The 24,767-nt window shown below is 39.9% G+C and carries 19 protein-coding genes; 16 read left to right on the forward strand and 3 right to left on the reverse strand.

Annotation, left to right across the window (positions count from 1 at the left end):
• The 10 genes from malQ (at position 1) to rluF (ending at position 15,894) form a co-directional block, all read left to right on the forward strand.
• Positions 1–1,998: a 4-alpha-glucanotransferase gene (malQ, locus tag PVK79_RS09670; RefSeq protein ID WP_145235924.1), complete on the forward strand. Its 1,998-nt coding sequence runs from the start codon at positions 1–3 to the stop codon at positions 1,996–1,998.
• A complete protein-coding gene (glgB, locus tag PVK79_RS09675; RefSeq protein ID WP_145235921.1) occupies positions 1,999–4,227 on the forward strand; it encodes a 1,4-alpha-glucan branching protein GlgB in 2,229 nt (742 codons plus the stop codon).
• Positions 4,211–6,271 carry a glycogen debranching protein GlgX gene (gene glgX, locus PVK79_RS09680; RefSeq protein ID WP_257326556.1) on the forward strand — a complete coding sequence of 687 codons (2,061 nt, stop codon included), beginning with the start codon at positions 4,211–4,213 and terminating at the stop codon, positions 6,269–6,271. Before glgB ends, glgX begins: the two co-directional genes overlap by 17 nt.
• Positions 6,261–8,786: a glycogen/starch/alpha-glucan phosphorylase gene (locus PVK79_RS09685; protein ID WP_257326557.1), complete on the forward strand. Its 2,526-nt coding sequence runs from the start codon at positions 6,261–6,263 to the stop codon at positions 8,784–8,786. The genes glgX and PVK79_RS09685 overlap by 11 nt, the downstream gene beginning before the upstream one ends.
• Before the next feature lie 14 nt (positions 8,787–8,800).
• Positions 8,801–10,102, forward strand: coding sequence for a glucose-1-phosphate adenylyltransferase (gene glgC, locus PVK79_RS09690; protein ID WP_145235911.1), 1,302 nt, complete (start codon positions 8,801–8,803; stop codon positions 10,100–10,102).
• A gap of 31 nt (positions 10,103–10,133) precedes the next feature.
• Positions 10,134–11,681, forward strand: coding sequence for a glycogen synthase (locus tag PVK79_RS09695; protein ID WP_257326558.1), 1,548 nt, complete (start codon positions 10,134–10,136; stop codon positions 11,679–11,681).
• Positions 11,682–11,799: 118 nt separating this feature from the next.
• Positions 11,800–13,011, forward strand: coding sequence for an EAL and HDOD domain-containing protein (locus tag PVK79_RS09700; protein WP_182731590.1), 1,212 nt, complete (start codon positions 11,800–11,802; stop codon positions 13,009–13,011).
• A gap of 16 nt (positions 13,012–13,027) precedes the next feature.
• Entirely contained in the window at positions 13,028–14,113 is a 1,086-nt protein-coding gene (locus tag PVK79_RS09705) for a DUF418 domain-containing protein (RefSeq protein WP_257326559.1), read from the forward strand.
• Between the two features lie 276 nt (positions 14,114–14,389).
• Positions 14,390–14,833: an IS200/IS605 family transposase gene (gene tnpA / locus PVK79_RS09710; protein ID WP_182700879.1), complete on the forward strand. Its 444-nt coding sequence runs from the start codon at positions 14,390–14,392 to the stop codon at positions 14,831–14,833.
• Between the two features lie 137 nt (positions 14,834–14,970).
• Positions 14,971–15,894, forward strand: coding sequence for a 23S rRNA pseudouridine(2604) synthase RluF (rluF, locus tag PVK79_RS09715; protein WP_182731591.1), 924 nt, complete (start codon positions 14,971–14,973; stop codon positions 15,892–15,894).
• A 60-nt stretch (positions 15,895–15,954) separates the two neighbouring features.
• Here rluF and PVK79_RS09720 read toward each other — a convergent pair whose 3' ends face one another.
• Positions 15,955–19,017 carry an efflux RND transporter permease subunit gene (locus PVK79_RS09720; RefSeq protein ID WP_257326560.1) on the reverse strand — a complete coding sequence of 1,021 codons (3,063 nt, stop codon included), beginning with the start codon at positions 19,015–19,017 and terminating at the stop codon, positions 15,955–15,957.
• Position 19,018: 1 nt separating this feature from the next.
• Positions 19,019–20,101 carry an efflux RND transporter periplasmic adaptor subunit gene (locus tag PVK79_RS09725; RefSeq protein ID WP_145235892.1) on the reverse strand — a complete coding sequence of 361 codons (1,083 nt, stop codon included), beginning with the start codon at positions 20,099–20,101 and terminating at the stop codon, positions 19,019–19,021.
• Positions 20,102–20,223: 122 nt separating this feature from the next.
• On the opposite strand from PVK79_RS09725, the gene PVK79_RS09730 reads away from it, so the two are divergent.
• On the forward strand, positions 20,224–21,117 hold the full coding sequence (locus tag PVK79_RS09730) for a LysR family transcriptional regulator (RefSeq protein ID WP_145235888.1): 894 nt from the start codon (positions 20,224–20,226) through the stop codon (positions 21,115–21,117).
• Positions 21,118–21,423: an MGMT family protein gene (locus tag PVK79_RS09735; protein WP_145235885.1), complete on the forward strand. Its 306-nt coding sequence runs from the start codon at positions 21,118–21,120 to the stop codon at positions 21,421–21,423.
• A gap of 9 nt (positions 21,424–21,432) precedes the next feature.
• Here the strand turns inward: PVK79_RS09735 and trhA are convergent, their stop codons facing one another.
• Positions 21,433–22,071: a PAQR family membrane homeostasis protein TrhA gene (trhA, locus tag PVK79_RS09740; RefSeq protein WP_145235882.1), complete on the reverse strand. Its 639-nt coding sequence runs from the start codon at positions 22,069–22,071 to the stop codon at positions 21,433–21,435.
• A gap of 255 nt (positions 22,072–22,326) precedes the next feature.
• Here trhA and PVK79_RS09745 point away from each other — a divergent pair, with 255 nt between their 5' ends.
• The 4 genes from PVK79_RS09745 to PVK79_RS09760 all read left to right on the forward strand — a co-directional run bounded on the left by PVK79_RS09745 (position 22,327) and on the right by PVK79_RS09760 (position 24,760).
• Positions 22,327–22,623 carry a hypothetical protein gene (locus PVK79_RS09745; RefSeq protein WP_145235879.1) on the forward strand — a complete coding sequence of 99 codons (297 nt, stop codon included), beginning with the start codon at positions 22,327–22,329 and terminating at the stop codon, positions 22,621–22,623.
• 213 nt (positions 22,624–22,836) lie between these two features.
• Complete coding sequence (locus PVK79_RS09750; protein WP_145235874.1) at positions 22,837–23,415, forward strand: LON peptidase substrate-binding domain-containing protein; 579 nt, start codon at positions 22,837–22,839, stop codon at positions 23,413–23,415.
• Between the two features lie 66 nt (positions 23,416–23,481).
• Entirely contained in the window at positions 23,482–24,105 is a 624-nt protein-coding gene (locus PVK79_RS09755) for a sigma-70 family RNA polymerase sigma factor (RefSeq protein ID WP_145236307.1), read from the forward strand.
• Complete coding sequence (locus tag PVK79_RS09760) at positions 24,098–24,760, forward strand: ChrR family anti-sigma-E factor (RefSeq protein WP_257326562.1); 663 nt, start codon at positions 24,098–24,100, stop codon at positions 24,758–24,760. Before PVK79_RS09755 ends, PVK79_RS09760 begins: the two co-directional genes overlap by 8 nt.
• The last annotated feature ends 7 nt before the right edge of the window (positions 24,761–24,767 follow it).

The raw sequence follows: 24,767 nt of genomic DNA on the forward strand, positions 1-24,767 counted from the left end.
ATGGAGTCTCTTTCACAGCTTTTTTATCTACATGGTATTGGCTATGAATACACCAAGTATACCGGTGAACACGTGGTTTTTAGCGATGCAACCCGCAGTGCGGCACTCAGTTGTTGTGGTGTTGATGTTACGGATCACGCCCAAATTTCTCATTTAAATATCAGCTTAGATGCCAATAAATGGCTGCAATTAGTACCCGATTGTAGTTTGGTATGTGCTGAACAACCAGCCGTTAAAGTGCGTATTGATAAGCGTATGTTAGGGCAACAATGTACAGTCTCATTTGCGCAGCTTGATTTGCCCAGCATTACTCACCAATTAGCTGATTTACAATGCAGTGGCGATTATTTGTTTAACGACGTTACTTATTTAGAGCTCATTTTCCCGCTTCCAGCATTGCCTACTGGTTATCATGATGCAAGCATTAACGTTGCAGGTTTAACGGCTGAAACTCAACTGTGGGTGACACCTAAATATAGCTTTCAAGTGACGGATAAAAAACAAAGTGGGCTTTCAATTCAACTTTACAGTTTAAAAAATAATGCAGCACTAGGGATAGGCGATTTTGCCGATTTATTATCGCTGACAGAGCAAGCAGCAAGTCATAAACTGGATTATATTTTACTCAATCCACTGCATTTATTATTTTCTGAGCAACCAGAGCGAGCAAGTCCATATAGCCCGAATAATCGTGCATTATTAAATCCACTCTATATATCAATTGATTTATGCGATGACAGCATTAATAACCCCAATATCACTGCGTATTTACAAAGCAACTATGCGAGTGACTTTAAAAAGCGGACTCTGCAGTCGCAGTATATTAATTACAGTGCAGTGAGTGAGTTCAAATACGCAGCCTTTAACTTGCTATACCAGCATTTTTGTATGCATGGGAGTAAGCACCGCAAACAACACTTTAGTGATTTTTGTCAACAACATGGTGCGACACTTGCGACCTTAAAAGTTACTGACAGCGACTTTGCTTACTACTTGCAATGGCAAGCATATGTGCAATTAAAATTATGCCAAACTACCGCCCGAGAGCAGGGAATGAGTATTGGTTTGATCAATGATTTAGCGGTGGGTTGCGCCGGCGATGGTAGCGAATTCCTCAATCAACAATCGTTATTTACCGATTCTGCTTATGTAGGCGCACCGCCTGATCCATGGGCAGAGCATGGCCAGAACTGGGGATTGCCAGCACTGAATCCGATTAAGCTCAGTGATAATAATTTTAGCTACTACCGAGCATTGATCCGTGCAAATATGGAAAACGTCGGTGGTTTGCGTATCGATCATGTTATGGCAATTCGCCGTTTATGGTGGTGTTTCGAGCATCAACAGCAACAAGATGGTTGCTATGTGTATTATCCATTTGAGCATTTATTAGCGGTACTGACAATAGAATCCCATTTGAATCAATGTATTGTCATTGGTGAAGATCTTGGGGTTGTTCCACCAGAGGTGAAAGCTGCACTTGCAGATAAAGCAATATTTTCAAATAGCTTATTCTATTTTGAAAAAGATTATCAAGGTGAATTTTTAGCGGCCCAGTCATTTGCGCCACAATCATTGTTAATGGTTGCAAACCATGATGTACCGCCTTTCTTTGGTTGGTGGCAGGGGCTTGATCTTACTTTGAAATTAAAATATCAATTAATTGATGAACAACAGTTAACTCAACTGCGTGCAGACCGAGATATTGAAAAACAACGACTACTGCGTTTTCTGTCAGGATGTGCAGCACACACCTTGTTTTTAGATAGTACAGCAAGTGATGTTTATCAGGCGCTGACCTTAGGCTTGGCCGCTGCACCAGCGCGGTTATTTACTATCCAGCTCGATGATTTAGATGAGCAAACGTTACCTGTAAACATTCCTGGAACGGATCAAGAATACCCTAATTGGCGTCGGGTATTAACGCATTCAAGTGAACAAATATTCACACGTCACAGTGCATTCCTCAGTGCTATTAATTCCATAAGGACTAATTAAATGAACAGTATTGTTCGTAAAACCGCAAAGTCACAGCACTATGATCAACAAGTTAATGCTTTAAAGCGTGGCTGTTTTAAAGATCCGTTTAGTTTTTTAGGCGTACATGCAATTACTGACACGCACAGTGAAATACGCTGTTATATGCCCGGGGCAACAAAAGTAACGATAAAACTGCCTCAGCAAATGATTGTTAGCACCCGCTATGGTGATTCAGATTTATTTATAGCACAGCTTGATAATCAAGATATTTCAGCTTATCAGCTAGTGGTAGATTACAGCGATTGTCAGGTTATTTGTGAAGATGTGTATAGTTTTGATAGCAGCCTAGATGATAGTGCTATGTACTTATTTAATGAAGGCACATTAGAGCACGCATATCGCCATCTTGGTGCCCACTTTATTGATTTTAAAGGTGTTTCAGGTGTACGTTTTAGTGTTTGGGCACCTAATGCTAGCAGTGTTTCAGTTATTGGCGAATTTAATCACTGGCAGCAAAGCCAACACTTTATGCGTTTTAACCCTGCGTCTGGAGTCTGGGACTTATTTATTCCAGAGCTCAGTGAAGGTCAGTGTTATAAGTTTTCTATAACAACTCTCAGTGGCGAAGTGCTCGAAAAGGCTGATCCATTTGCATTTAAAATGCAGCAAGCACCAGGCACTGCTTCAGTACTTCAAACTCGGCCCGCAGCAATTAAACTAACTGATAAAATGCAACGTCAGCGTGTTAAACGCAACGCGATTGATGCACCTATCTCTATCTATGAAGTGCATTTAGGTTCTTGGCAGCGAGAAGAGGGAGATCGTTATTTAACTTATCAAGAATTAGCACAGCGGTTAATTAATTATGTCACTGAACAAGGCTTTTCGCATATCCAACTTATGCCGATCAGTGAATTTCCATTTGATGGTTCTTGGGGGTATCAGCCAGTTGGCTTATTTGCACCAACGAGTCGGTTTGGCGGTTTGGATGATTTTCGTTATTTTGTAGAGCAATGTCACCAAGCTAACATTGGTTTACTCATTGATTGGGTTCCAGGCCACTTCCCAAGTGATCCGCATGGCTTGCATCGTTTTGATGGCACACATTTATTTGAACATGCCGATGTGCGTCAAGGTTTCCATCCAGATTGGAATACCTATATCTACAACTATGATCGCCCAGAGGTCCGCAGCTTTTTAGTTGCTAATGCAATGTATTGGTTAGAAGAATTTGCCATTGATGGATTACGTGTCGATGCTGTTGCCTCAATGCTGTACCTTGATTACAGTCGTGAAGATGGACAGTGGATCCCGAATAAGTTTGGCGGGCGCGAGAATCTTGGTGCTATTGAGTGTTTAAAGCAAGTTAACTTACGTTGTTATGCTAATAACCCCGGCATTATGATGGTGGCTGAAGAGTCAACAGCGTGGCCTGGTGTTACCCGTCAGGTGAATCATGATGGCTTAGGATTTGGCTACAAGTGGAATATGGGCTGGATGAACGACAGCCTTCACTATATGCAACGCGATCCATTATATCGCCAACATCATCATCATGAATTAACTTTTTCGATGGTGTATGCCTATAGTGAAAATTATATTTTACCTTTGAGCCACGATGAAGTGGTGCACGGTAAAGGCTCATTAATTGAAAAAATGCCTGGTGATGATTGGCAAAAATTTGCAAATTTACGCGCGTACTATGCATTTATGTGGGCGCATCCGGGCAAAAAATTACTGTTCATGGGCGGTGAGATTGCCCAGCGTAGCGAGTGGAATCATGATCAATCAATTGATTGGCATTTGCTTGAGCATCTATCGCATCAAGGTGTGCAACGAACTATCGCGCAGCTCAATAAAGTATATCGCGAAGTTCCAGCTTTACATCAGCTAGATACTGAACCGTCAGGTTTTAGCTGGATCGATAATCAAAATGCTCAACAGAGTATTTTTAGTTTTATTCGCTTTGCTAAGAAAGCCAGTCATTACGTGGTTGTGGTAAGTAACCTCACACCAACGGTTTATCATGATTATTGTATTGGTGTGCCAAGCTCAGGTGAATTTGAAGTAATTTTAAATACCGATGATGAACAGTTATTTGGTTCTGGAGTACAAGTGTGTGGGCAATCAGCTAAAACAACTAGTACAGCAACTCCATGCCACGGGCATCAACATAGTATTAAACTCTCACTGCCAGCGCTTGCAACGGTTTATTTAAAAAGGGTGGCTGATGAGTTTATCGATTGAATTAAATAAAGGGCAAACTTTTCCGCTGGGAGCCAGTGTATTAACAAACGGTGTAAATTTTGCCGTTTATGCGCCATTGGCTAAACAGTTGTATGTGTGTTTATTTGATGCCAGTGGTCATACCGAAGTTTTAAAGTTAGCAATGAATAATAATGAAGGGGGGATATGGAGTTTACATATAACCCCACTGGCTATGGGCACTTTATATGGTTATCGCGCAGAAGGTGAATATCAACCTAAAAAAGGATTGTTTTTTAATAGCCAAAAATTGTTAATTGATCCCTATGCAAAAGATTTATTTGGTGAGTTTACCTGGAGTGAACGCCACTATGGGCAAATGCCTAAAGGTACTTTGAGTACGGTAAATAACGCCATTGATATCCCTAAATCTAAAGTCACACAGCTGCAGCCTTATCAAGGTAAAAAACCGGGCCATAGTTGGGGAGAAACGGTTATTTATGAATGTCACGTTAAAGGCGCCACAGCACGACATCCCTCTATTCCAAGTCAGCTACAAGGTACCTATTTGGGCTTGAGCCATCCCAGTTTTATAGAGCATTTACGTACACTTGGCGTAACCACTTTAGAATTGTTACCGGTACATAGTTTTATTAGCGAACAGTTTTTAACCGCCAAAGGCCTGCAAAACTACTGGGGTTACAATACATTAAATTTTTTTACACCAAATAAAGATTACTTAGTAACTGATGAAATTGGTGAATTTCAACAAATGGTTACTAAACTTCATCAAGCGGGTATTGAAGTGATTTTAGATGTGGTTTACAACCACACCGCAGAGGCTGGTAGCGACGGTCCTTTGTTATCTTGGCGCGGCCTAAATAACCCTGGTTATTACCGTAGTGTTAACGATAACCCTGAAGTTTATATCAATGACACTGGGTGTGGTAATACCTTAAATATAGACGACCCATTTAGCTTGAAAATGGTACTCGATAGCTTACGTTATTGGGTAGAAATAATGGGTGTTGATGGTTTTAGGTTTGATTTAGCAACTATTCTTGGACGGACGCCGCATGGCTTTAGCCAAACCCATAGTTTTTTACAAGCAATCAATCAAGATCCAGTGTTAAGCCAAGTGAAATTAATTGCTGAGCCTTGGGACATAGGCCCTGGTGGTTATCAATTGGGAGCATTTCCTGCGCCTTGGCGTGAGTGGAATGATAAATACCGTGATGTTGTTAGGCGCTTTTGGCAAGGGCAGCACAATATGCTGGCTGATCTTGCAAAACGTTTACATGGCTCTTTTGATTTGTTTGATCATAATCACCGTGGGCCATTAAATAGTATTAATTTTATAACCAGTCATGATGGCTTTACCTTAACCGATTTAGTGAGTTACGAACAAAAGCATAACGAAGCAAATGGTGAACATAACCGCGATGGTCACAGTGCCAATTATTCGTTCAATTGCGGTGTTGAAGGCTTTACTGATGATTTAAAAGTTACCGCCATACGGTTACAACAACAAAAAAACTTTTTACTTACCTTACTACTTTCCAAAGGGGTGCCTATGCTGTCATCAGGCGGTGAAATGGGGCACTCGCAAGGGGGGAATAACAATGCTTATTGTCAAAATAACCGCACTAGTTGGCTGGCATGGAAAGACTCGCAACGTAGCCACAGCCTCATTCGTTTTATTGACGATGTATTGACCTTACGAAAGCAACACTGTGTGTTTAAACACAGTGTATTTTTACACGATAGTGATAATCGATTTAGTGTTGATTGGTATACCGAGCAAAGCCAAGCCATGCAAGAAAGTGACTGGCATGATGGTTCAAAACAGTTTTTGATGTATAGCTTAAAAGATACACAACTAAATACGGCATTACTCATTATTTTGAATGCCAGTAATGCGGCAGTTAAATGTCAATTACCCGCGAATCATGATTTATCGGCATGGCGTTTAGCGCTTAGTAGTGTTGATCAAGCAATGGTTAAAAATACAGAACAGTTTGAGGTTGCTGCACAAAGCAGTTGGGTTTTTACAGCCAATTTAGAGGACGAATGTAATGGCGAATAATGGTGAACAAATGTGTGTTGCTAAAGGTTGGCAAGATGCCCCTTTGATAGATAAAAGTACCCTTGAAGATGACTTATCACGCCATTTCTATTATACCCTTGGACGCGATAAGGTCGGAAAGTCTCAATTGTATTTGTATAACGCATTAGCGTTGACAATTCGCGATCGATTAGTCGCTCGTTGTCGAGCAACAAAACAGCAAATGCACAGTGAAAAGCGTCGTAAAACGGCTTATATATCACTTGAGTTTTTAATGGGCCGAGCACTAGGTAATGCCATTTTAAATTTAGACTTAGAAGAGCAAGTCAAACTTGCACTTAATAATTATTGCGCTCACATTGAACATGTTGCGCAAGCAGAGCATGACGCTGGGTTAGGTAATGGTGGTCTAGGACGCTTAGCTGCGTGTTTTCTAGATAGTTGTGCGAGTTTAGCATTACCCGTAACCGGTTATGGTATTCGTTATGAATACGGCATGTTTAACCAGTCAATCGAAAATGGCCATCAAATAGAGCAGCCTGATAATTGGTTACGTGAAGGGCATCCATGGGAGCTGAGCGCACCAGAGCAAGCCAAGCGTGTTAAGTTTTTTGGCCATGTTGAAAGTTATACTGATAAGAACGGACGCATTCATCGACAATGGTTAGACACTGAAGATGTATTAGCTGTCCCTTATGATGTGCCGATCCCAGGTTATAAAAATGACATAGTTAACACCCTCAGACTCTGGAAATCAGAAGCCACTGATGAGTTTGATTTAGGTGAGTTTAACGCCGGTAGTTACTCAGAAGCCGTCGCGCATAAAAACCTTGCCGAACAAATCACCATGGTACTTTATCCTAATGACAGCAGCGAAAATGGTAAAGAGCTACGTTTAAGGCAGCAATACTTTTTATCGTCGGCGAGCTTACAAGATATTGTTGGTCTATGGGTATCACAGCATGGTGAAAAGTTTAGTGATTTTGCTGATTTTCATGTTTTTCAACTTAATGACACCCACCCAAGTATTGCTGTTGCAGAGTTAATGCGATTGCTGATTGATGATTATGACTTGGATTGGGATGCTGCATGGCAGATCACCACAAAAACCATGGCGTATACCAATCATACGTTGCTTCCAGAAGCGCTCGAAAAGTGGTCTGTGTCATTATTTGCGCGTTTATTACCGCGTATTCTTGAAATAATTTATGAAATAAATGCGCGCTTTCTTGCTCAAGTTGCGTTGGCATGGCCGGGTGATGTTGCAAAACAACAAGCGCTGTCTTTAATTGAAGAAGGCTCAGATCCACAAGTAAGAATGGCGTATTTAGCCATTGTTGGCAGTTTTTCAGTTAATGGCGTAGCAGCATTGCACACAGAATTACTTAAAGAAGGTTTGTTTAAAACTTTTTATGAATTGTGGCCTGAAAAATTCAACAATAAAACTAATGGTGTAACGCCAAGGCGGTGGATAGCTCATTGTAACCCTAAACTAACCCAGTTGATTGGTGAAAAAATTGGTCAAGATTGGGTGAGGGATTTTGCGCAAATTAGCCAGCTGCGTCGCTATTATGATGATGTTAAATTCCATAAACAATGGCAAAGCGTCAAACTTGAAAACAAACAACGGCTAGTTGATTTAGTCAAAGCACGTTGTGGTGTTGAATTTGATACTAGCATGCTATTTGATGTGCAAGTTAAACGAATTCATGAGTATAAGCGCCAATTACTGAATGTATTACACATTATTCACCTATATGACCGTATTCGTCGTGGCGATACCGCCAATTTAGTGCCACGCTGTGTATTACTAGGAGGCAAAGCAGCACCGGGGTATTACATGGCTAAGCGCATTATTAAGCTAATTAATAATGTTGCAGATGTGATCAACAAAGATCCACTTGCTCAGCCTTATTTACGGGTGGCATTTTTACCAAATTATAATGTTACAGCAATGGAAACTATTTGCCCCGCAACAGACTTGTCTGAACAAATTTCAACCGCAGGTAAAGAAGCATCTGGTACCGGTAATATGAAGTTTATGATGAATGGTGCGCTGACAATTGGCACATTAGATGGTGCTAACATAGAAATTCGCGATGCAGTAGGAGCTGATAACTTCTTCTTATTCGGCGCACAAGCTGAGCAAATTGAGGGAATAAAACAAAGCTATAACCCATTACATATTATTCATAATACACCTGACTTACTGAATGTTATGCAATTACTTGAAAGTGGGCACTTTAATTTATTCGAACCTGGTTTATTTGACGACATTATTGGTGCAATCAAAAGCCCTCATGATCCTTGGTTGGTTGCCCACGATTTTGATAGTTTTGTACAAGCTCAAAAAGCTGTTGAACACGCTTATCAAGATCAACAGCATTGGACGCAAATGAGTATTTTAAATACTGCGGCCAGTGGTACTTTTTCAAGTGATAGAACGATCAGCCAATACAGTGATGATATTTGGCATTTAGAAGCATTAACAACATCTAGTTCGGCCGACACAGCCATAAGCAATAGCAAAGATTAATACGGAGATAAATTATGCCAAGTTATGCAAATCGCTACATAAGTAGTCTGACACGAGAAACCTACGCACTGATTTTAGCAGGGGGCAGAGGTTCACGCTTACATGAATTAACAAATTGGCGGGCCAAACCGGCGGTTTATTTTGGTGGCAAACATCGTATTATCGATTTCCCGCTATCAAACTGTATTAATTCAGGTATTCGTCGTGTTGGGATTGCAACACAATATAAATCGCACTCGCTGATCCGCCATGTTAACCGTGCATGGGGTCATTTTAAAAAGGAACTGGGTGAATCTGTAGAGATATTACCTGCATCACAGCGTTATGGTGACGAATGGTATTGCGGCACTGCTGATGCGGTGTTTCAAAATATGGATATTATCCGTCATGAGTTACCTAAATATGTAATGATTTTATCTGGCGATCATGTTTACCGTATGGATTACGGTGGCTTATTGGCAAAACATGTAGAAACTGGTGCGGACATGACAGTGTGCTGTATAGAAGTTCCCTGCGAGGAAGCTGCAGAAACATTTGGTGTGATGACGGTAGATGAAGAAAAGCGAGTGCGTCGTTTTGACGAAAAACCGAAAATGCCAAGTTCAATTCCTGGTCGTCCGGGGACTTGCTTAGCATCAATGGGTAATTATGTATTTAATACTGAGTTCTTATTTGAACAACTAAAAAAAGACGCAGAAAACGAAGGTTCAGGCCGTGATTTTGGCCATGATATTATTCCGGCAATTATTGAAGAGCATAATGTATTTGCTTTTCCATTTCGAGAGCCTGGTCATGACGGCCAACCTTATTGGCGCGATGTGGGTACACTGGACTCATTTTGGGAAGCAAACATGGAGCTGGTGATGCCAGAACCACAGCTGGATTTATACGATCCAACTTGGCCTATTTGGACCTACCAAGAACAACTGCCACCCGCTAAGTTTATTTTTGATAATGACGACAGACGTGGCATGGCTGTAGATTCAACCGTATCAGGCGGCTGTATCATTTCAGGCTCGGTGGTTCGTAAATCACTGTTATTTTCTAATGTACATATTCGTTCATACTGTGAAATTGAAGAGTCGGTGATATTACCAGGTGCAATTATTCAACGTAATTGTCGCATTCGTCGTGCTATTATCGACCGCGGTTGTGAAGTGCCTGCGGGTGTTGAAATCGGTTTTGATCGTAAAGTCGACGAGGAAAATGGTTTTAGAGTGTCTAAAAAGGGCATAGTATTAGTGACTCGTGAAATGCTCACAGAACTTTCCAAAAAGCTTGAGCGCCAAGAGCGTGAGAGTAAACAGTTAGCTTAAATATCATACAGTTGTAGGAAGTAAGAAAAAGATGCATGTATTAATGGTTGCGGCCGAAAATGACGCTTTACCAAATGCCAAAGTGGGTGGTGTTGCAGATGTACTACGAGATTGTCCCAAAGCATTAGCGGAGCTTGGCTTAACCGTTGACGTGGTTATTCCAGATTATGGTTTTACCGCGTTAGAGCGTGTGCAATTAGGCACGCTCCATGTGCCCTTTGCAGGATATATTTATGATGTTCAAGTGTCGCAAGTATATGTAGATCAGCAGCAAGTCAGGCAATTAGTAATGTCACATCCGTTATTTAGCCAGCACCATGGCGCTGTATACTGTAATGATGATGGTGACCGACCTTTTGCCACTGATGCCACTAAGTTTGCATTATTTAATGCTGCAGTGTGTGAAGCGCTATTGCAAGGTGTTATCACCCGTCCCGATGTGTTGCATTTGCATGATTGGCACAGTGCGTGTGTGGCGGTATTGTTAAAGTTTGATCATCGGTTTGCATCTTTTTCTTCTTTGCGTAGTATATTTACAGTACACAATATTGCACTGCAAGGGATCCGCCCATTCAAAGGAGATGATTCAAGTTTAGAAGCATGGTTTCCGGCGTTAAGTTATAACGGCGAGGTATTATGCGATCCGCGTTATCCTCATTGCTTTAATCCGATGCGCAGCGCTATCAATTTAGTTGATAAGATACATTTAGTATCTCCAAGCTACGCACTAGAAGTATTGCAAGCCAGTGCACCGCATAACGGCTTTTTTGGTGGCGAAGGTTTAGAGCGCGATTTGAATAATGCGATGGCAAACAATAAAGTCGTCGGAATATTAAATGGCTGTGAGTACACTGAGCACAATCAAAATGCACAGATAAGCAGTACGTTATCACAATTATACTTTGAAATAGAGCAGGCATTGTTTGCTTGGATGGCTAAAGAAGTTAACCTGCAAAGCAGTTACTATATAGCTCATCAGCGGTTACAGCAGTTTATTGAGCAGCCAGTTAAAGGGCCTTTAGTCACCAGTGTTGGACGCCTAACCGATCAAAAAGCTTTGTTACTGCGCCAACCCTACGAAAACCAGCAAGTGCTTGATGCATTGTGTGAAAAGTTAAATGAACAGCAAGGACGTATGATAATTTTAGGTTCCGGTGACACGGCTCTTGAAGATGTCATGACAGCCGCCATGGCGCGTAATAGTAACCTATTGTTTTTAAGGGGTTATGGTAATAACGTTGGCGAATTACTGTATGAGTTAGGAGACTTATTCTTGATGCCAAGCTCCTTTGAACCGTGCGGTATTAGCCAAATGCTAGCTATGCGAGCTGGACAGCCTTGTTTAGTGCACCAAGTTGGTGGCTTAAAGGATACCATTACACATATGGAAAATGGTTTTAGTTTTAGTGGTGACACATTACAAACACAAAGCGAGGCGCTAGTAACGTGCTTTGCTAATACTCTTACTCTGAAACAAGAACAACCTAAACAATGGGTCGAAATTGTCAGCAATGCAAAGGCTGCTCGCTTTACATGGTCCCACGTAGCAAAGGACTATATTAGTAAACTTTATAATTAATACTGCTATTTATCATCTTACTAGCTATAATGGATTGTAATAACATTATGATTTAGTTACTTAGTATTGTTTTTTATTTTGTAACTAACCATCAATAGTCGAGTTTAAGGGTGAAAAAGTGCAAGTATTTGTTGCGCGCCAAGCAATATTCAATCGTCGTCAACATGTAGTTGCCTACGAATTGTTGTTTCGTAATAGTAGTGATAATTATTTTCCGGATATTGAAGAAAGTGTCGCAACGGCGAAACTGATCATGGAAAATCAGCTTAATTTTGGCACTCGACATATTACTTCTGGTAAAAAAGCACTGATAAATATCGGTCCTGATTCTTTAAAAATGGATTTATGTGCATTTTTGCCTTCGCAAGATGTGGTACTTGAGTTGCTCGAAACAATTGAGCCGACTGAAGAAAACTACCAGCTATGTCGTGCGCTGTTTCATAAAAACTTTGTGTTAGCACTTGACGATTTTGTATATGAGCCTAAGTGGGAAAGGTTTTTAAAACTTGTTAAATTAATCAAATTTGATATTCAAATAACTCCTTTGCAGCAAATTGAACCGCTTATTCGACGGCTGCAAAAATACAAAAAGCTAAAGTTGCTTGCCGAAAAAGTCGAAACTATTGATGATTTTAAAATAGCTCATAAGATGGGCTTTGATTATTTTCAGGGTTATTTTTTTGCCAAGCCGGTAGTCATTCAACAAAGAGACATTGATATAAACTATGCATTAGCCTTGACCATCTATGCACAAGTTATGAAAGAGCATCCTGATATCAATGCGATTGCGCGATTGTTTCAATTAGATACAGCGTTAGCATTTAAGTTATTAAGATTGATCAACAGCGGTGTGTTTCCTGTCCAAAAAGAAATAGAGTCACTCAAACAGGCTTTAGTTTATTTAGGTCATGATCATATAAAGAAGTTTGTTAGCTTGATTATCACCGCTCACGTTGCACAAACGAAACCTAACGAATTGATCAAAATGTGTATCATTCGGGCCCGATTTTGTGAGCTGATAGCGAAAAAGATAGCGCCTTCGCAAGCGAATAGTGCCTTTTTAACCGGTCTTTTTTCGTTGTTGGATGCAATATTAGATCGCCCAATGGAGCAATTACTCCTTCGTTTACCATTTCCAGAACCAATCAAAGACGCTCTAATGGAAGAAAAAAACACCCTGTATTATATCCTTGCAACAGTAAAAGCGTATGAATCAGGTAGCTGGTGGGCTATGGAGCAAGCAGTTGTATTTATTAACATAAATAGTGATTTACTACCGAAGTTTTATAGAGATGCGCTAGACTGGTCAAACATACATAAGCACAACTAACAAGTCGAGCTCAATAATGCGTAATCAAAATATGGATGTTATTCGTGGTGTTGCTGTGCTCGGCTTAATGTACATGAATGCCTATTCCTTCGGTTTATTTGAATTTGGTTACGTACCATTACAGTCCCCGCCTTTTTCGGATCATGTTATTCAATGGGTGAGCCTTAGTGTTATTGACGGCCGCTTTCGCAGCTTATTTTGCTTACTCTTTGGTGCTGGATTATATATTCAGTGGCAGCGTTACCAGCAGGTTGAGCAATTGCAAAAACGCTTAAAAGTATTAGCCGTGTTTGGTTTACTACATGGCTTTTTGTTGTGGGCTGGTGATATTTTGTTTATCTATGCATGCGCAGGGTGGTTGGTCATACAATACCTTGATGCGAGTGACGAGATGTTATTAAAACGCGGTTGGCAATTTCTATCACTAGCCGCAGCGATAACGTTTTTGATAGCCTTAGTTGACCCCACACTGACTATCTATCGAGATTCGGCCGATTTTTTAGCAAGTTATAATGCTTCACGAGGATCGGCATTAACTATTTTTGTCAATAATAGTGTGATGTTTATCGTGATGCTCATTGCACTTCCGCTGATCACTTTGTGGATGGCTGCAGGATTAATGCTATTCGGTATTTATGGCTATAAAAATAAACTGTTTGAGACTGGTTTAACTAAATTAAGCAAAATCAGAGTATTGGCAATTGCGCTACTGTTAAGTGCGATTAGGATCAGTTTTGAATATCAATCTAGCTTATTTATTAGTGCATTAAAAGAACCCGTAAGCTGGTTTGCAGCATTATTCACAGCCCTATTAATTATTCATTTTGTGGTAAGGCTGACGACAAAACATGACTTTCACTTTATTGCATTGCAGCGTGCAGGAAGGCTCGCATTAACTTTATATCTAATGCAAACTATTTGCTTGTTAGTGTTGTTTAAAGTTTTTTATCCGCACTGGGTGCTCAGCTTTAATCATTTAGAATATTACGTATTAGTGAGTGGTTTAGTCATTTTTCAACTTAGCTTTAGTGTGATTTATTCGCGTTATTTTAAGCAAGGTCCAATGGAATTTATTTGGCGAAAGTATACAAATGCTGCTTGAGTTGAAGCTACTGTAAATAGTGTGGTAATTTTTTCTCTGTCACTGTAGGTTAAAATTAGCGCAAACCTACATACCGTAAAACAGAGCAATCGTTTAAGTATAAACAAACCGATTAGGTGCTTGCTGTGAAAAGGCTAATAGTTGGTTTAACAGCGCTTTATACTGCGTGATTAATTTTAACAAGTGGCTTCTATTGTTTGCAATCTGTGCCTTGTCTAAATCGCTTTTAAATCTCTTCGGGTTTATTCCCCGCCGCTTGCGGCGTAGTATTGAGTAATGAGCGAATTTATACATAAAAGCCACAATGTGACAGTTTTACTTTATCACTTAGTTTTCCCTGCAAAATATAGAAGAGCAGTTCTTGATGTGGGAGTTGATAGGGCAATCACAGAAATTTGTGTTGAAATAGAAAAACGTTACGAAATCAAATTTTTAGAAATTGGGACGGATGAAGATCATATTCATTTTTTAGTTCAGTCAGTACCAACCTACAGCATTACAAAGTTGGTAACGATGATTAAAAGTTTAACGGCAAGAGAGGTTTTTAAAAAGTGCCCTCATGTTAAAAAGCAGTTATGGGGTGGAGAGTTTTGGTCAGATGGTTATTTTGCAAGTACGGTAGGAAAACATGGTGACGAATCAATGATAAGAAAGTATGTGAAAAACCAAGGAAATAATTATGACCAACTCCATTCGGATCATCAGTTAGCTATGTTCTAACCAAATACCCCGCTCACGAAGTGAGTTCTGCGTTAGCAGAAGGGCTTGCCCCGGGGATGTTTATTTCAACTGCGCTCGCATCTTAAGGTGGTTTGGGTATACAATATCGGCCTTTAAAATTAATGTGAATTTGGCTCATGACAGACTTAAAACGATTAAATAAATTTATTAGTGACACCGGTTTTTGTTCACGACGCGAAGCGGATAAATATATTGAAGATGGTCGTGTTACTGTCAATGGTATACGACCGGAAATGGGTGTCAAAGTAGCATTGTCTGACACGGTACTGATTGATGGTAAGCCGCTGAAGAAAGTGCCGAAACGGGCGTACATCGCTTACAACAAACCCGTTGGTATAACCTGTACAACTGAGCGTAAAATTCAAAGTAATATCGTCAAAGCGGTTAACTACCCAGATCGTATTTTTCCAATTGGTCGCTTAGATCGGCCATCAGAAGGGTTGATATTTCTGACAAATGAAGGGGATATCGTCAATAAAATTCTTCGTGCTGGCAATAATCATGAAAAAGAATATGTTGTTACAGTCGACAAGCCATTAAATCGTCAGTTTGTGAATAAGATGGCAGGTGGTTTACCAATTTTAGATACAGTCACGAAAAAATGCAAAGTTACACAAACAGGACCGCAACAATTTACTATTGTATTAACGCAAGGTTTGAATCGTCAAATTCGTCGTATGTGCGAGTACTTGGGCTATGAAGTGGTCACCTTAAAACGCGTACGTATTATGAATGTCACGTTAAAAGGCTTAAATGTTGGCCAGTGGCGCCATTTAACTGAGCAAGAAATGGCTGAGATTAATAATTCGATTGCCGACTCGGGCAAAACCGAAGAGTTATCAGTGGATGAGAACAAACAATCTGCGAATATCAGCAAGCCGAAACAAGCACGCACGCCTTACAAAGAAAACGATAAAAAGCGTGATTTTGCTAAGCATGTCAAACAAGGCCGTTTTGATTCTAAAAATGACCAAACTAACGCCAAACCTGCAAGAAGAAATAGCACCACTCGCACAGGCACATTAAGCCTTAAAAAATAAGATCAAATTGTAAAACCAGAAACAACATAAATTGTGCTCCTGGTTTTATTTAAACCTCAGTTATTTTGCTTTTGGCACCTCAATTTTAAATAGCACGGTATAAAGCACCGGCACTACGATTAATGTCAACACGGTTGCAAAGCCTAAACCAAACATAATCGTCACCGCCATTGATTGGAAGAACACATCAAATAATAATGGGATCATTCCTAAAATGGTGGTGATTGCTGCCATCGCAACGGGGCGCACACGGCTTACACCGGAATCAAATACTGCTTGATAAGGCTCTTTACCTTCACTGAGCTCAAGGTTGATCTGATCTACCAACACAATGCCATTTTTAATCAACATACCGCTTAAGCTTAATAACCCAAGTAGCGCCATAAAACTAAATGCGGCGTTCATCACTAGCAAGCCGGCGCTGACACCGATGATTGCTAAAGGTACTGTGGCCCAAATAACCAGTGGTTTTTTTACTGAGTTAAATAGCAACACAGTGACTGCAAACATCGCTAAATAGCCCAAAGGTAACGAGCCAAAAATAGCTTTTTTTGCCTTTGTTGATGATTCAAACTCACCGCCCCATTGTAATTCATAGCCATTAGGGAGTTTAATTGCTTCAATACCTGGCCTGACTCTTGAAAATAGTTTAGCGGGTGTTTCATCGCCTATTACGTCATGATCGGCCATTACTGTAATAGTACGTTTGCGATCGCGGCGCATTATTAGGCTGTCTTCCCACTGTACAACAAACTCATCCACCACTTGAGTAATTGGCACGAATACGCCTAATACTGGGCTGTATATTTGTAGGTCACGGAGGCTTTCAACATTAAGACGCTCTTGTGCAGGTGAGCGGGCAATAATGGGGATCTGTTGAGTACCATCTTTGTAAATGCCGACTTTTTTACCGGAAAAACTGGTTAATAATAGTTGGTCCAAGTCTGTTTTAGCGATACCCAGACGCCGTGCTTTTTGTTCGTTAAGTTGCGGGCGAATGAGTTTTGAGCGTTCACGCCAATCATCACGAATATTATAAGCACCGGCATCTTTTGCTAGCACTTCTTTTGCTTGTTTAGCTAATTGGCGAAGCACTACTGGATCAGCCCCCGAAAAACGCGCTTCTATTTTAGCATCAGTAGAAGGGCCTATTTCCATACGTTTTATTTTAAGCTTGGCATCAAATACATGGTTGTATTCATAGTCGCGAACTTTTGCAATCATCGTCGCCACTGCTTCGCGGTCTTTTACACGGATAATTAATTGACCATAAGCTGGGTATGATTTTTCAGGTGCGTAGGTCAACATAAACCGTGGTGCGCCTTGGCCTATCGTTGATGTTACTTCTTCGACCAGCTCATCTTTTTGTAAGAATGCTTCGAGTTTGGCGACGCCATCTAAAGTGGCATGAATATCAGCTCCTTGTGTATGCCAATAATCTACGTAAAACATTGGCGTGTTAGAAGCTGGAAAAAACGCTTGTTTAATAAACTTAAAGCCAAAAACAGAGCTAGCTAATAAAACGACCATCAACAATAAAGTGGTTTTACGAAAACGCATCGAGGTGCTTAATAAACTTTTATATAGATTAAAGATCACACCTTGATATGGGTCTTCATCATGGCTTTGCTGCTTGAGCTCTGTTTCTTTAAACATTAAGTCAGCAAAGAAAGGAGTTAAGGTAATGGCAGTGATCCAGCTTAATAATAATGAGATAAATAATACCCAAAATAAGCTGCCGGCAAATTCCCCACTAGCGTCAGAGCTTAAGCCAATTGGCGCAAATGCAGTAATAGCAATCACGGTTGCGCCAAGTAAAGGCCACTTTGTTTGCTCCACTATATTAGCCGCTGCTTTTATCTTTGTTTGCCCTCGCTTTAGGTTTATTAAAATACCTTCAGTGACTACGATGGCGTTATCAACCAACATTCCTAATGCAATGATCAGTGCACCTAAAGAGATACGTTGTAAATCAATCGCAAACAGTTTCATGAAAATGAATGTTCCTAATACGGTCAGCAATAAAATTGCCCCGATCAGTACGCCACTTTTAAAGCCCATAAAGACAAGCAGGACAACAATAACGATAGCGACAGCTTCGAGTAAACTGATGATAAAGCCATTGACTGATTTTTCGACTTCAACAGGTTGGTTATAAACGGTATTTATTTCCATGCCATGGGGGCGCTGATATTCAAGCGATGCTAAATGCGCTTTAATGTTATCGCCTATATCCACAACGTTTACACCACTGCTAAACGATACGCCAACGAGCAAGGCTTGCTGCTGGTTAAAACGGATTACATTATTAGGTACTTCGGCGTATTCACGAAACACCGTTGCAACGTCACCGAGGTAAATCAGTTCATTTTCACCTGGTTTTGAGATCAGTAGATTTTCGAGCTCTTTTACGTCTTTGAATTCGCCTGTTGGGTGCAGTCTAATTGATTCATCGCCTACGCGTATTTTACCTGCATTCGATACGGTATTTTGTGATTGCAATAATTGATAAATTCTAGTTGGTGCAATACCAAGCTGCGCCAGCTTACGCGTCGATATTTCAACTATCACCTGTGCTTGTTGTTCACCACTGACGGTCACTTTACCTACGCCGTCAACGAGTACCAGTTCGCGCTTTAAGTAATCAACATAGTTTTTTAGTTCGTCATAAGAGTAACCATCGCCAGTGACGGCATACATTACGCCGTATACGTCGCCAAAATCATCTAAAATGGTACTTGGGTATACACCACTTGGCAGTGATGAAGCGTTATCGTTAATCTTGCGCCGTAGCTCATCCCAAATTTGTCGTAAGTCTTGTTTGCGATAGTTGCTTTTCATTTTAACGGTAATTTGTGATTTCCCTGGAGATGAAATGCTGGTTACGTAATCCACATACGGCAATTGTTGAATTGCATTTTCAATCGGATAAGTAACTTCATCTTCTACCTGTTGTGGTGAAGCGCCAGGATATAAGGTGATCACCATGGCTTTTTTTATTGTAAATTCAGGGTCCTCAAGCTGACCAAGTCCTAAATAAGATACTACGCCACCGATTAATAGTAATAGCGCGCACATCCAACTGACGACCTTTTGTTTTATGGCAAGTTCAGCAATGCTCATTTTATAAGCCTCGCTCTTTTTGCCACGGACGTACTTGCATGCCTTCTTTAAGGTAGTGAACACCAGCGGCGACCACAGTTTGACCTTGCTCTAAACCAGCAAGCACTTCAATACCACGTCGATGTAATTGGCCAACTTCAACAGCTTGCTTTTTCACCTTGCCAGTCTGTGGATCGTATAGCCAGACATAGCTGTTATTAGTAGGCTGTGTTGGTTCAGAGAACACAGCTTCAACAGGGAGTAAAATATAGTGTGATTGCGAGTGAGTAACTTTACTTAGATCAATATCTACACTGCCGGTCATGCCTGCCAACAGGTTAAAATCTTTAGGCACTGGTAATGAAAATACCACCTTGTAAGTTAATGTGGCTGGATCTGCTTGGGTGTCGAATTCTTTAATCATTAAGGTATATGATTTATTTGGAAAACCGTCAAAAACCACGCTTGGCTGATAGTCAATGTCTTTATCAATACGGGCGATTAGTTTTTCGGGTACTTGAATGATCACATCCATTAAATCACGGGTTTCTAAGCGAAGAATGTTTTGTTTTGCTTGGATATTCTCAAAGTTTTTAACAAACACTTTGGAAACGGTGCCGCTAAAAGGGGCACGTAATTCGCTATTATCTAAGTTGGTTTTTGCAATTTTTAATGCCGACTCAGCTACCTGTTTATTGGCAAGTGCCTGATCAAGTTCGGATTGACTGGTAATTGATTTATTAAATAGTTTTTGTACGCGTTCAAGTTGCGAGTGCGCCAATTCAAAACGTGCTTTTCGCTCATCATATTGCAGTTGAAAATCTTCAGGGTCTAACTTGGCAAGGAGTTGATCTTTTTCAACATGTTGACCCGCCAATGCCGGGAACTCTAATAACTCACCGTTAACTCTAAACGCCAAATAAGAGCCTTGATTTGCCACTACTTCTGCCGGAAAACTGCGTATTGTCTGATCTGAGTTAGTATCAATTTCAAATAGTTTTACTGGACGAATAGCTTGTTCGACGTGAGTGTCGGTATTTGATTCTTTACAGGCGACTAAACTCAGTATTAATGTTGATATAATTAAAACTGGCGACAGTTTCATGGTCTTCTCCGTGGCTATGAAAACATAAATTAGATGCAGCATACGCCGCGAACATATAAAATAAAAATTATTAAATTTTAAAAAGATCATAAATAAAATTTATGATTTTAAGTTGGACCATTATGAACTTAGTGCAGTTAAAAATGCTTGATGCCATTGTTCGCACTCAAAGCTTGTCGCAAGCTGCTTTAGCACTGTATAAATCGCAACCAGCTTTAACGTTAGCTATTAAGAAACTTGAAGCTGAGCTTGGTTTTGAATTGTTAGATCGTAGCCATTATCGATTGCAATTAACTGAAAAGGGTCGTATTTATCATCGCGAAGCAGCATTATTATTAGATGCTCAGGCACATTTAGCACAACTGGCCAGTGAACTTGCACTTGGTAATGAAGCAAATTACAAAATTTGTTATGAGCAGTTATGTCACCAAGCACTGTATAACGATATTATTTGCAATGCTTTTGTTAAACATACCAGCACCGAGTTTAGTGTAACCAGCGGAAAACGCTTTGTTTCTCTTGAGCAAGTTAATAAAGGACAAGCAGACTTAGGGATTGGTCCGTGGTTTGATTTGTTTCATGCTACAGGCGATTTAGAAAGTTTACCGATTGGCAAGCTCGATATTGGTATTGTTAGTGTGACAGGATTAGTGCCAGATAAAGTAACTTATCAACAATTACAGAACTTTCCTTGTTTAGCGATGTTTGAAAGTGATATGAGTTTTGACTCTGATCGTTTATCGTATTCAAAAGGCTCTACCATGATGAAAATTGATGATATATCAACTTTAAAATCGTTTTTATTATCGGGAGCTGGCTGGGCAATGATGAGTTTAGCGCATTGTCAAAATGAACTTGAAAGTGGTGTATTACAACAAATTAAAATACTAGACAGAGAAAATACTTTTAGCGCACAGATCAGAGTATTCCGACAAAATGCCACTCATCATGGACCCGTGGCAAGAGCCGTGTGGCAAGATTTTAAGCAGTTAAGTAAAACGTTTTTAGGGTCGTAAATGCAAGCCAGTAAAGAAGACAAAATTTATACTGTGATGGCGAATATACCGCCAGGAAAAGTAGCCAGTTATGGACAAGTAGCGGCAATGGCAGGATTGCTAAATAATGCTCGGCTAGTAGGGCGGTTATTAAAGTTAATGCCAAAAGATTCAAGCATACCTTGGCATAGAGTGATCAACAGCCAAGGTAAAATTTCTTTTCCTGAAGGGACAGCGCAGTACCAAAAGCAATATCAATTACTGCAAAGTGAAGGCGTAATTTTTAAAAATGGTCGTGTTAATATGCGTCAATTTCAGTGGGACTAATTAAAAAATTTAACCGACCGTAATAATATAGCGGCTGATTGCAATATAGTGACAAACACAGCCTGCAATCACAAATACATGCCAAAGTGCGTGGCTATATTGACGACTTTTAGCACTATAAAAGAGTGTGCCGAGACTATACAAAATCCCTCCACTGAGTAACCACCATAGTGCGTTTACTGGCACATTTAAATAAAGCGGGTAGACAATTGCAACTGCAAACCAACCCATTAATAAATATGTTGATAAAGACACCTTTTTGTTTTGTTTTTTCACCATTAATTTATAGCACACTCCGCCAAGTGCTAAAGACCATATAAATACCAGCGTTAAAATCGACCAAATTCCGGTTAATGAGAGTACTAAAAAAGGGGTGTAAGTGCCTGCAATCAAAATATAAATAGCACAGTGGTCACATTTTTTATAAAAAGCCCGCGCACCTATGCTGCTACTGCTGTGATAAAGCGTAGATGATAAAAACAGCAACAATAAACTACCGCCATAAACAATTGCACTGACCGTTGCTTCAATCGTGTGTGTCTTGCTGATCAGCTCCCACAATACAAACAATGAAAATATAACGCCTGCGCCGTGAGACAGGCTATTAAGTTGCTCTTCTTTTTTAGAATAAGCGGGTTCAACCGACATGACATACTCATCATAAAACATTAATTTGGATTTGAGTGTACAAGTGTACGCTGAAACTTTCAATGCTTATTTATTGACTATATTTTGGTTTTTTTAACCAATTTGAATGGTTTTAAAATTCACATCATCAATAGGTTATGCACTTGTGTGATTTAAAGTGCATAAAAAACAATTAGTTAAAATTTATTTCGTGGTTGGCACAACCTTTGATTAAGTAATAGCGACTAACTTAATAACATAATAGGGAATACCATCATGAAAAGCATTATTAAACTATCTGTTGCAGCACTTTTGGTTGTTGGTTCTACACAAGCAAGTGCAAATGACGGTCAATTAGATATTACTCAAACGCTATCAAGCAGCATTGCACAATACATTGAAAGTACGAGTAATGAATTACAAAGCAAATTAAAACAGTCATTGTTTAGTGATTCGCAAAAAATGTTAACCGAACTGTTTTCTCAGCAAAGCGAGCAATCAGCTGAAGTAGGTGTAGCTGAAAATACATCACAACTCGTTGCAACTAGCAATGCAGTAAAAGTTGAGGGTTAAAGTAATGAGCAGCGAATTAGGATTATTAGCTTTAATGTTAGCACCCGTTGTAAGCTTGTTAAGTGCGTATGCATCAGTTGAATTGTTACGTAATGTAGGGCAGTGGCTAAACATAGGCTAAGGGGATACCGATAAGTAATAATCAGTAACATTGATCTTGTTTGCTGCAGTGCACGTAACGTAATGCATAGTTAAACTGATGTAGTGAGCCTTATGAAACGTGCAATCTTTCCATTACCTGTATTTATTTTACCAAGTGGGTATACGCGGTTAAGAATTTTCGAACCTCGTTATCTTGATATGGTAAAAGAATCACTTAAAAATGATCATGGATTTGTTCTTTGCCAGTATGATGTTGATAGTCATCTCAACGTTCCTAAGTATGGATGCTTAGTGGATATTATTGACTTTTCACAAGATCAACAAGGGCAATTACTGATTGATGTGGTAGCTAAATCTGTAGTTGAGTTAACTGATGTAACTGAAGATAAGCAGCAGCTACGTTTCGGTCAGCTATCAGCACCTACAATGCCTTTTTGGTTTGAACAACCCCATAATTTAGATCGCGATGATACATATTTAGTAACTGCTTTAGAGCAGTTGTTTGATGTTAATACAGAATTAACCGATTTATATCGCCAGACACACTTTGATGATTTGAACTGGGTTATTGCTAGATGGCTTGAATTATTACCTATTTCAATTGATAAAAAACAACAGCTTGCCTTTAAATCAGACTTTGCGAATATTCACTCTTTCCTTCATACTGTGATTAATAACGAATTTTCCTAATTAATATGATCTTAATTTAGTTGCCCTGCGTATTGAATAAGCAAGAACACTAATGGGAATATTATGATGGTGAGTCAACAACTTTCAACACGTTGTGAACCTAACACAGGTAATTACACTGCCATGCCACAAACGCCAAGCAAAGAACTTGCTGATGCATTATCTGCGGTTGCAGCTAATCGCGATAAACAAGCATTCGCTTATTTATTTGCGTACTTTTCACCAAAAATAAAACGCTTTGGTATCAAGCAATTTAACTCAGAAGCACAAGCGATGGAATTAGTACAAGACACGCTAACTTCCGTGTGGCGAAAAGCACATCTCTATAATAATGATAAAGGCGCTGCTACAACGTGGGTATATACCGTAATGCGAAACGCATCATTTGATATGCTCAGAAAAATGAAAAGTAATAAAGAAGATAATATTAGCGAAGATATTTGGCCGTTAGTTGAGCAACATGATAATGCTGACTATGAATTTAGTGATCATCTTGAAAATCAACAAATAAAAAATTACCTAGATAAATTACCCCAAGCTCAACGCGATGTGGTTAAAGGCGTTTATTTTCAAGATATGTCACAAGAGCAACTTGCAGAACAATTGAACATTCCAATTGGTACCGTGAAGTCACGTTTACGTTTAGCGTTACAAAAATTACGCAATGAAATGGGAGACCGCAATGATTAAACATCACCCAAGCGATGCGCTATTAGCGCAGTATTGTAATGCGTCATTACCGGCAAGTATAAACGTCGCCGTCGCTATTCATCTTGATATGTGTAGTTGCTGTAAAGAAAAAGTGCAACGCACTGAAGCAAACAATGCCGTAGATGTGTTTGGCACTGATGATGAGCATCCTCAAACTACAGATTTAGCTATTGATGAATTATCATTAATTGATGCAATTACAGCAGATGTAACTGCTGATGAGGTATACAAGGTCGCGCCTCAAAGTATCCTTGTTAATCAGCAAAATTATCAATTGCCCCGTGCTCTTGCCCGTATTTCACATAGCAAATTTATGCAAATGGGGAAATTATCACGTTCTCGTATCGATCTAGATGATGGTGCGTTACGTTCTAGCTTATTGCACATTGATGCTGGTGGAGAAATCCCTGAACATACTCACACTGGTTTCGAATTGACTTTATTACTTGATGGCGAGTTTAGTGATGAAGAGGGTCAATATGTGCCTGGGGACTTTATGTGGCTCGATGGTCGTCATCAACATACCCCGATCACAGAAAAAGGTTGTTTATGTTACACAGTAGTCAGTAGTGCTCTACACTTTAAGAAGGGACTGAGTAAGTTACTCAATCCAATTGGCAATTTGATTTACTAGGAGTGTA

Source organism: Pseudoalteromonas rhizosphaerae (assembly GCF_028885455.1).
Classification (GTDB): domain Bacteria; phylum Pseudomonadota; class Gammaproteobacteria; order Enterobacterales; family Alteromonadaceae; genus Pseudoalteromonas; species Pseudoalteromonas rhizosphaerae.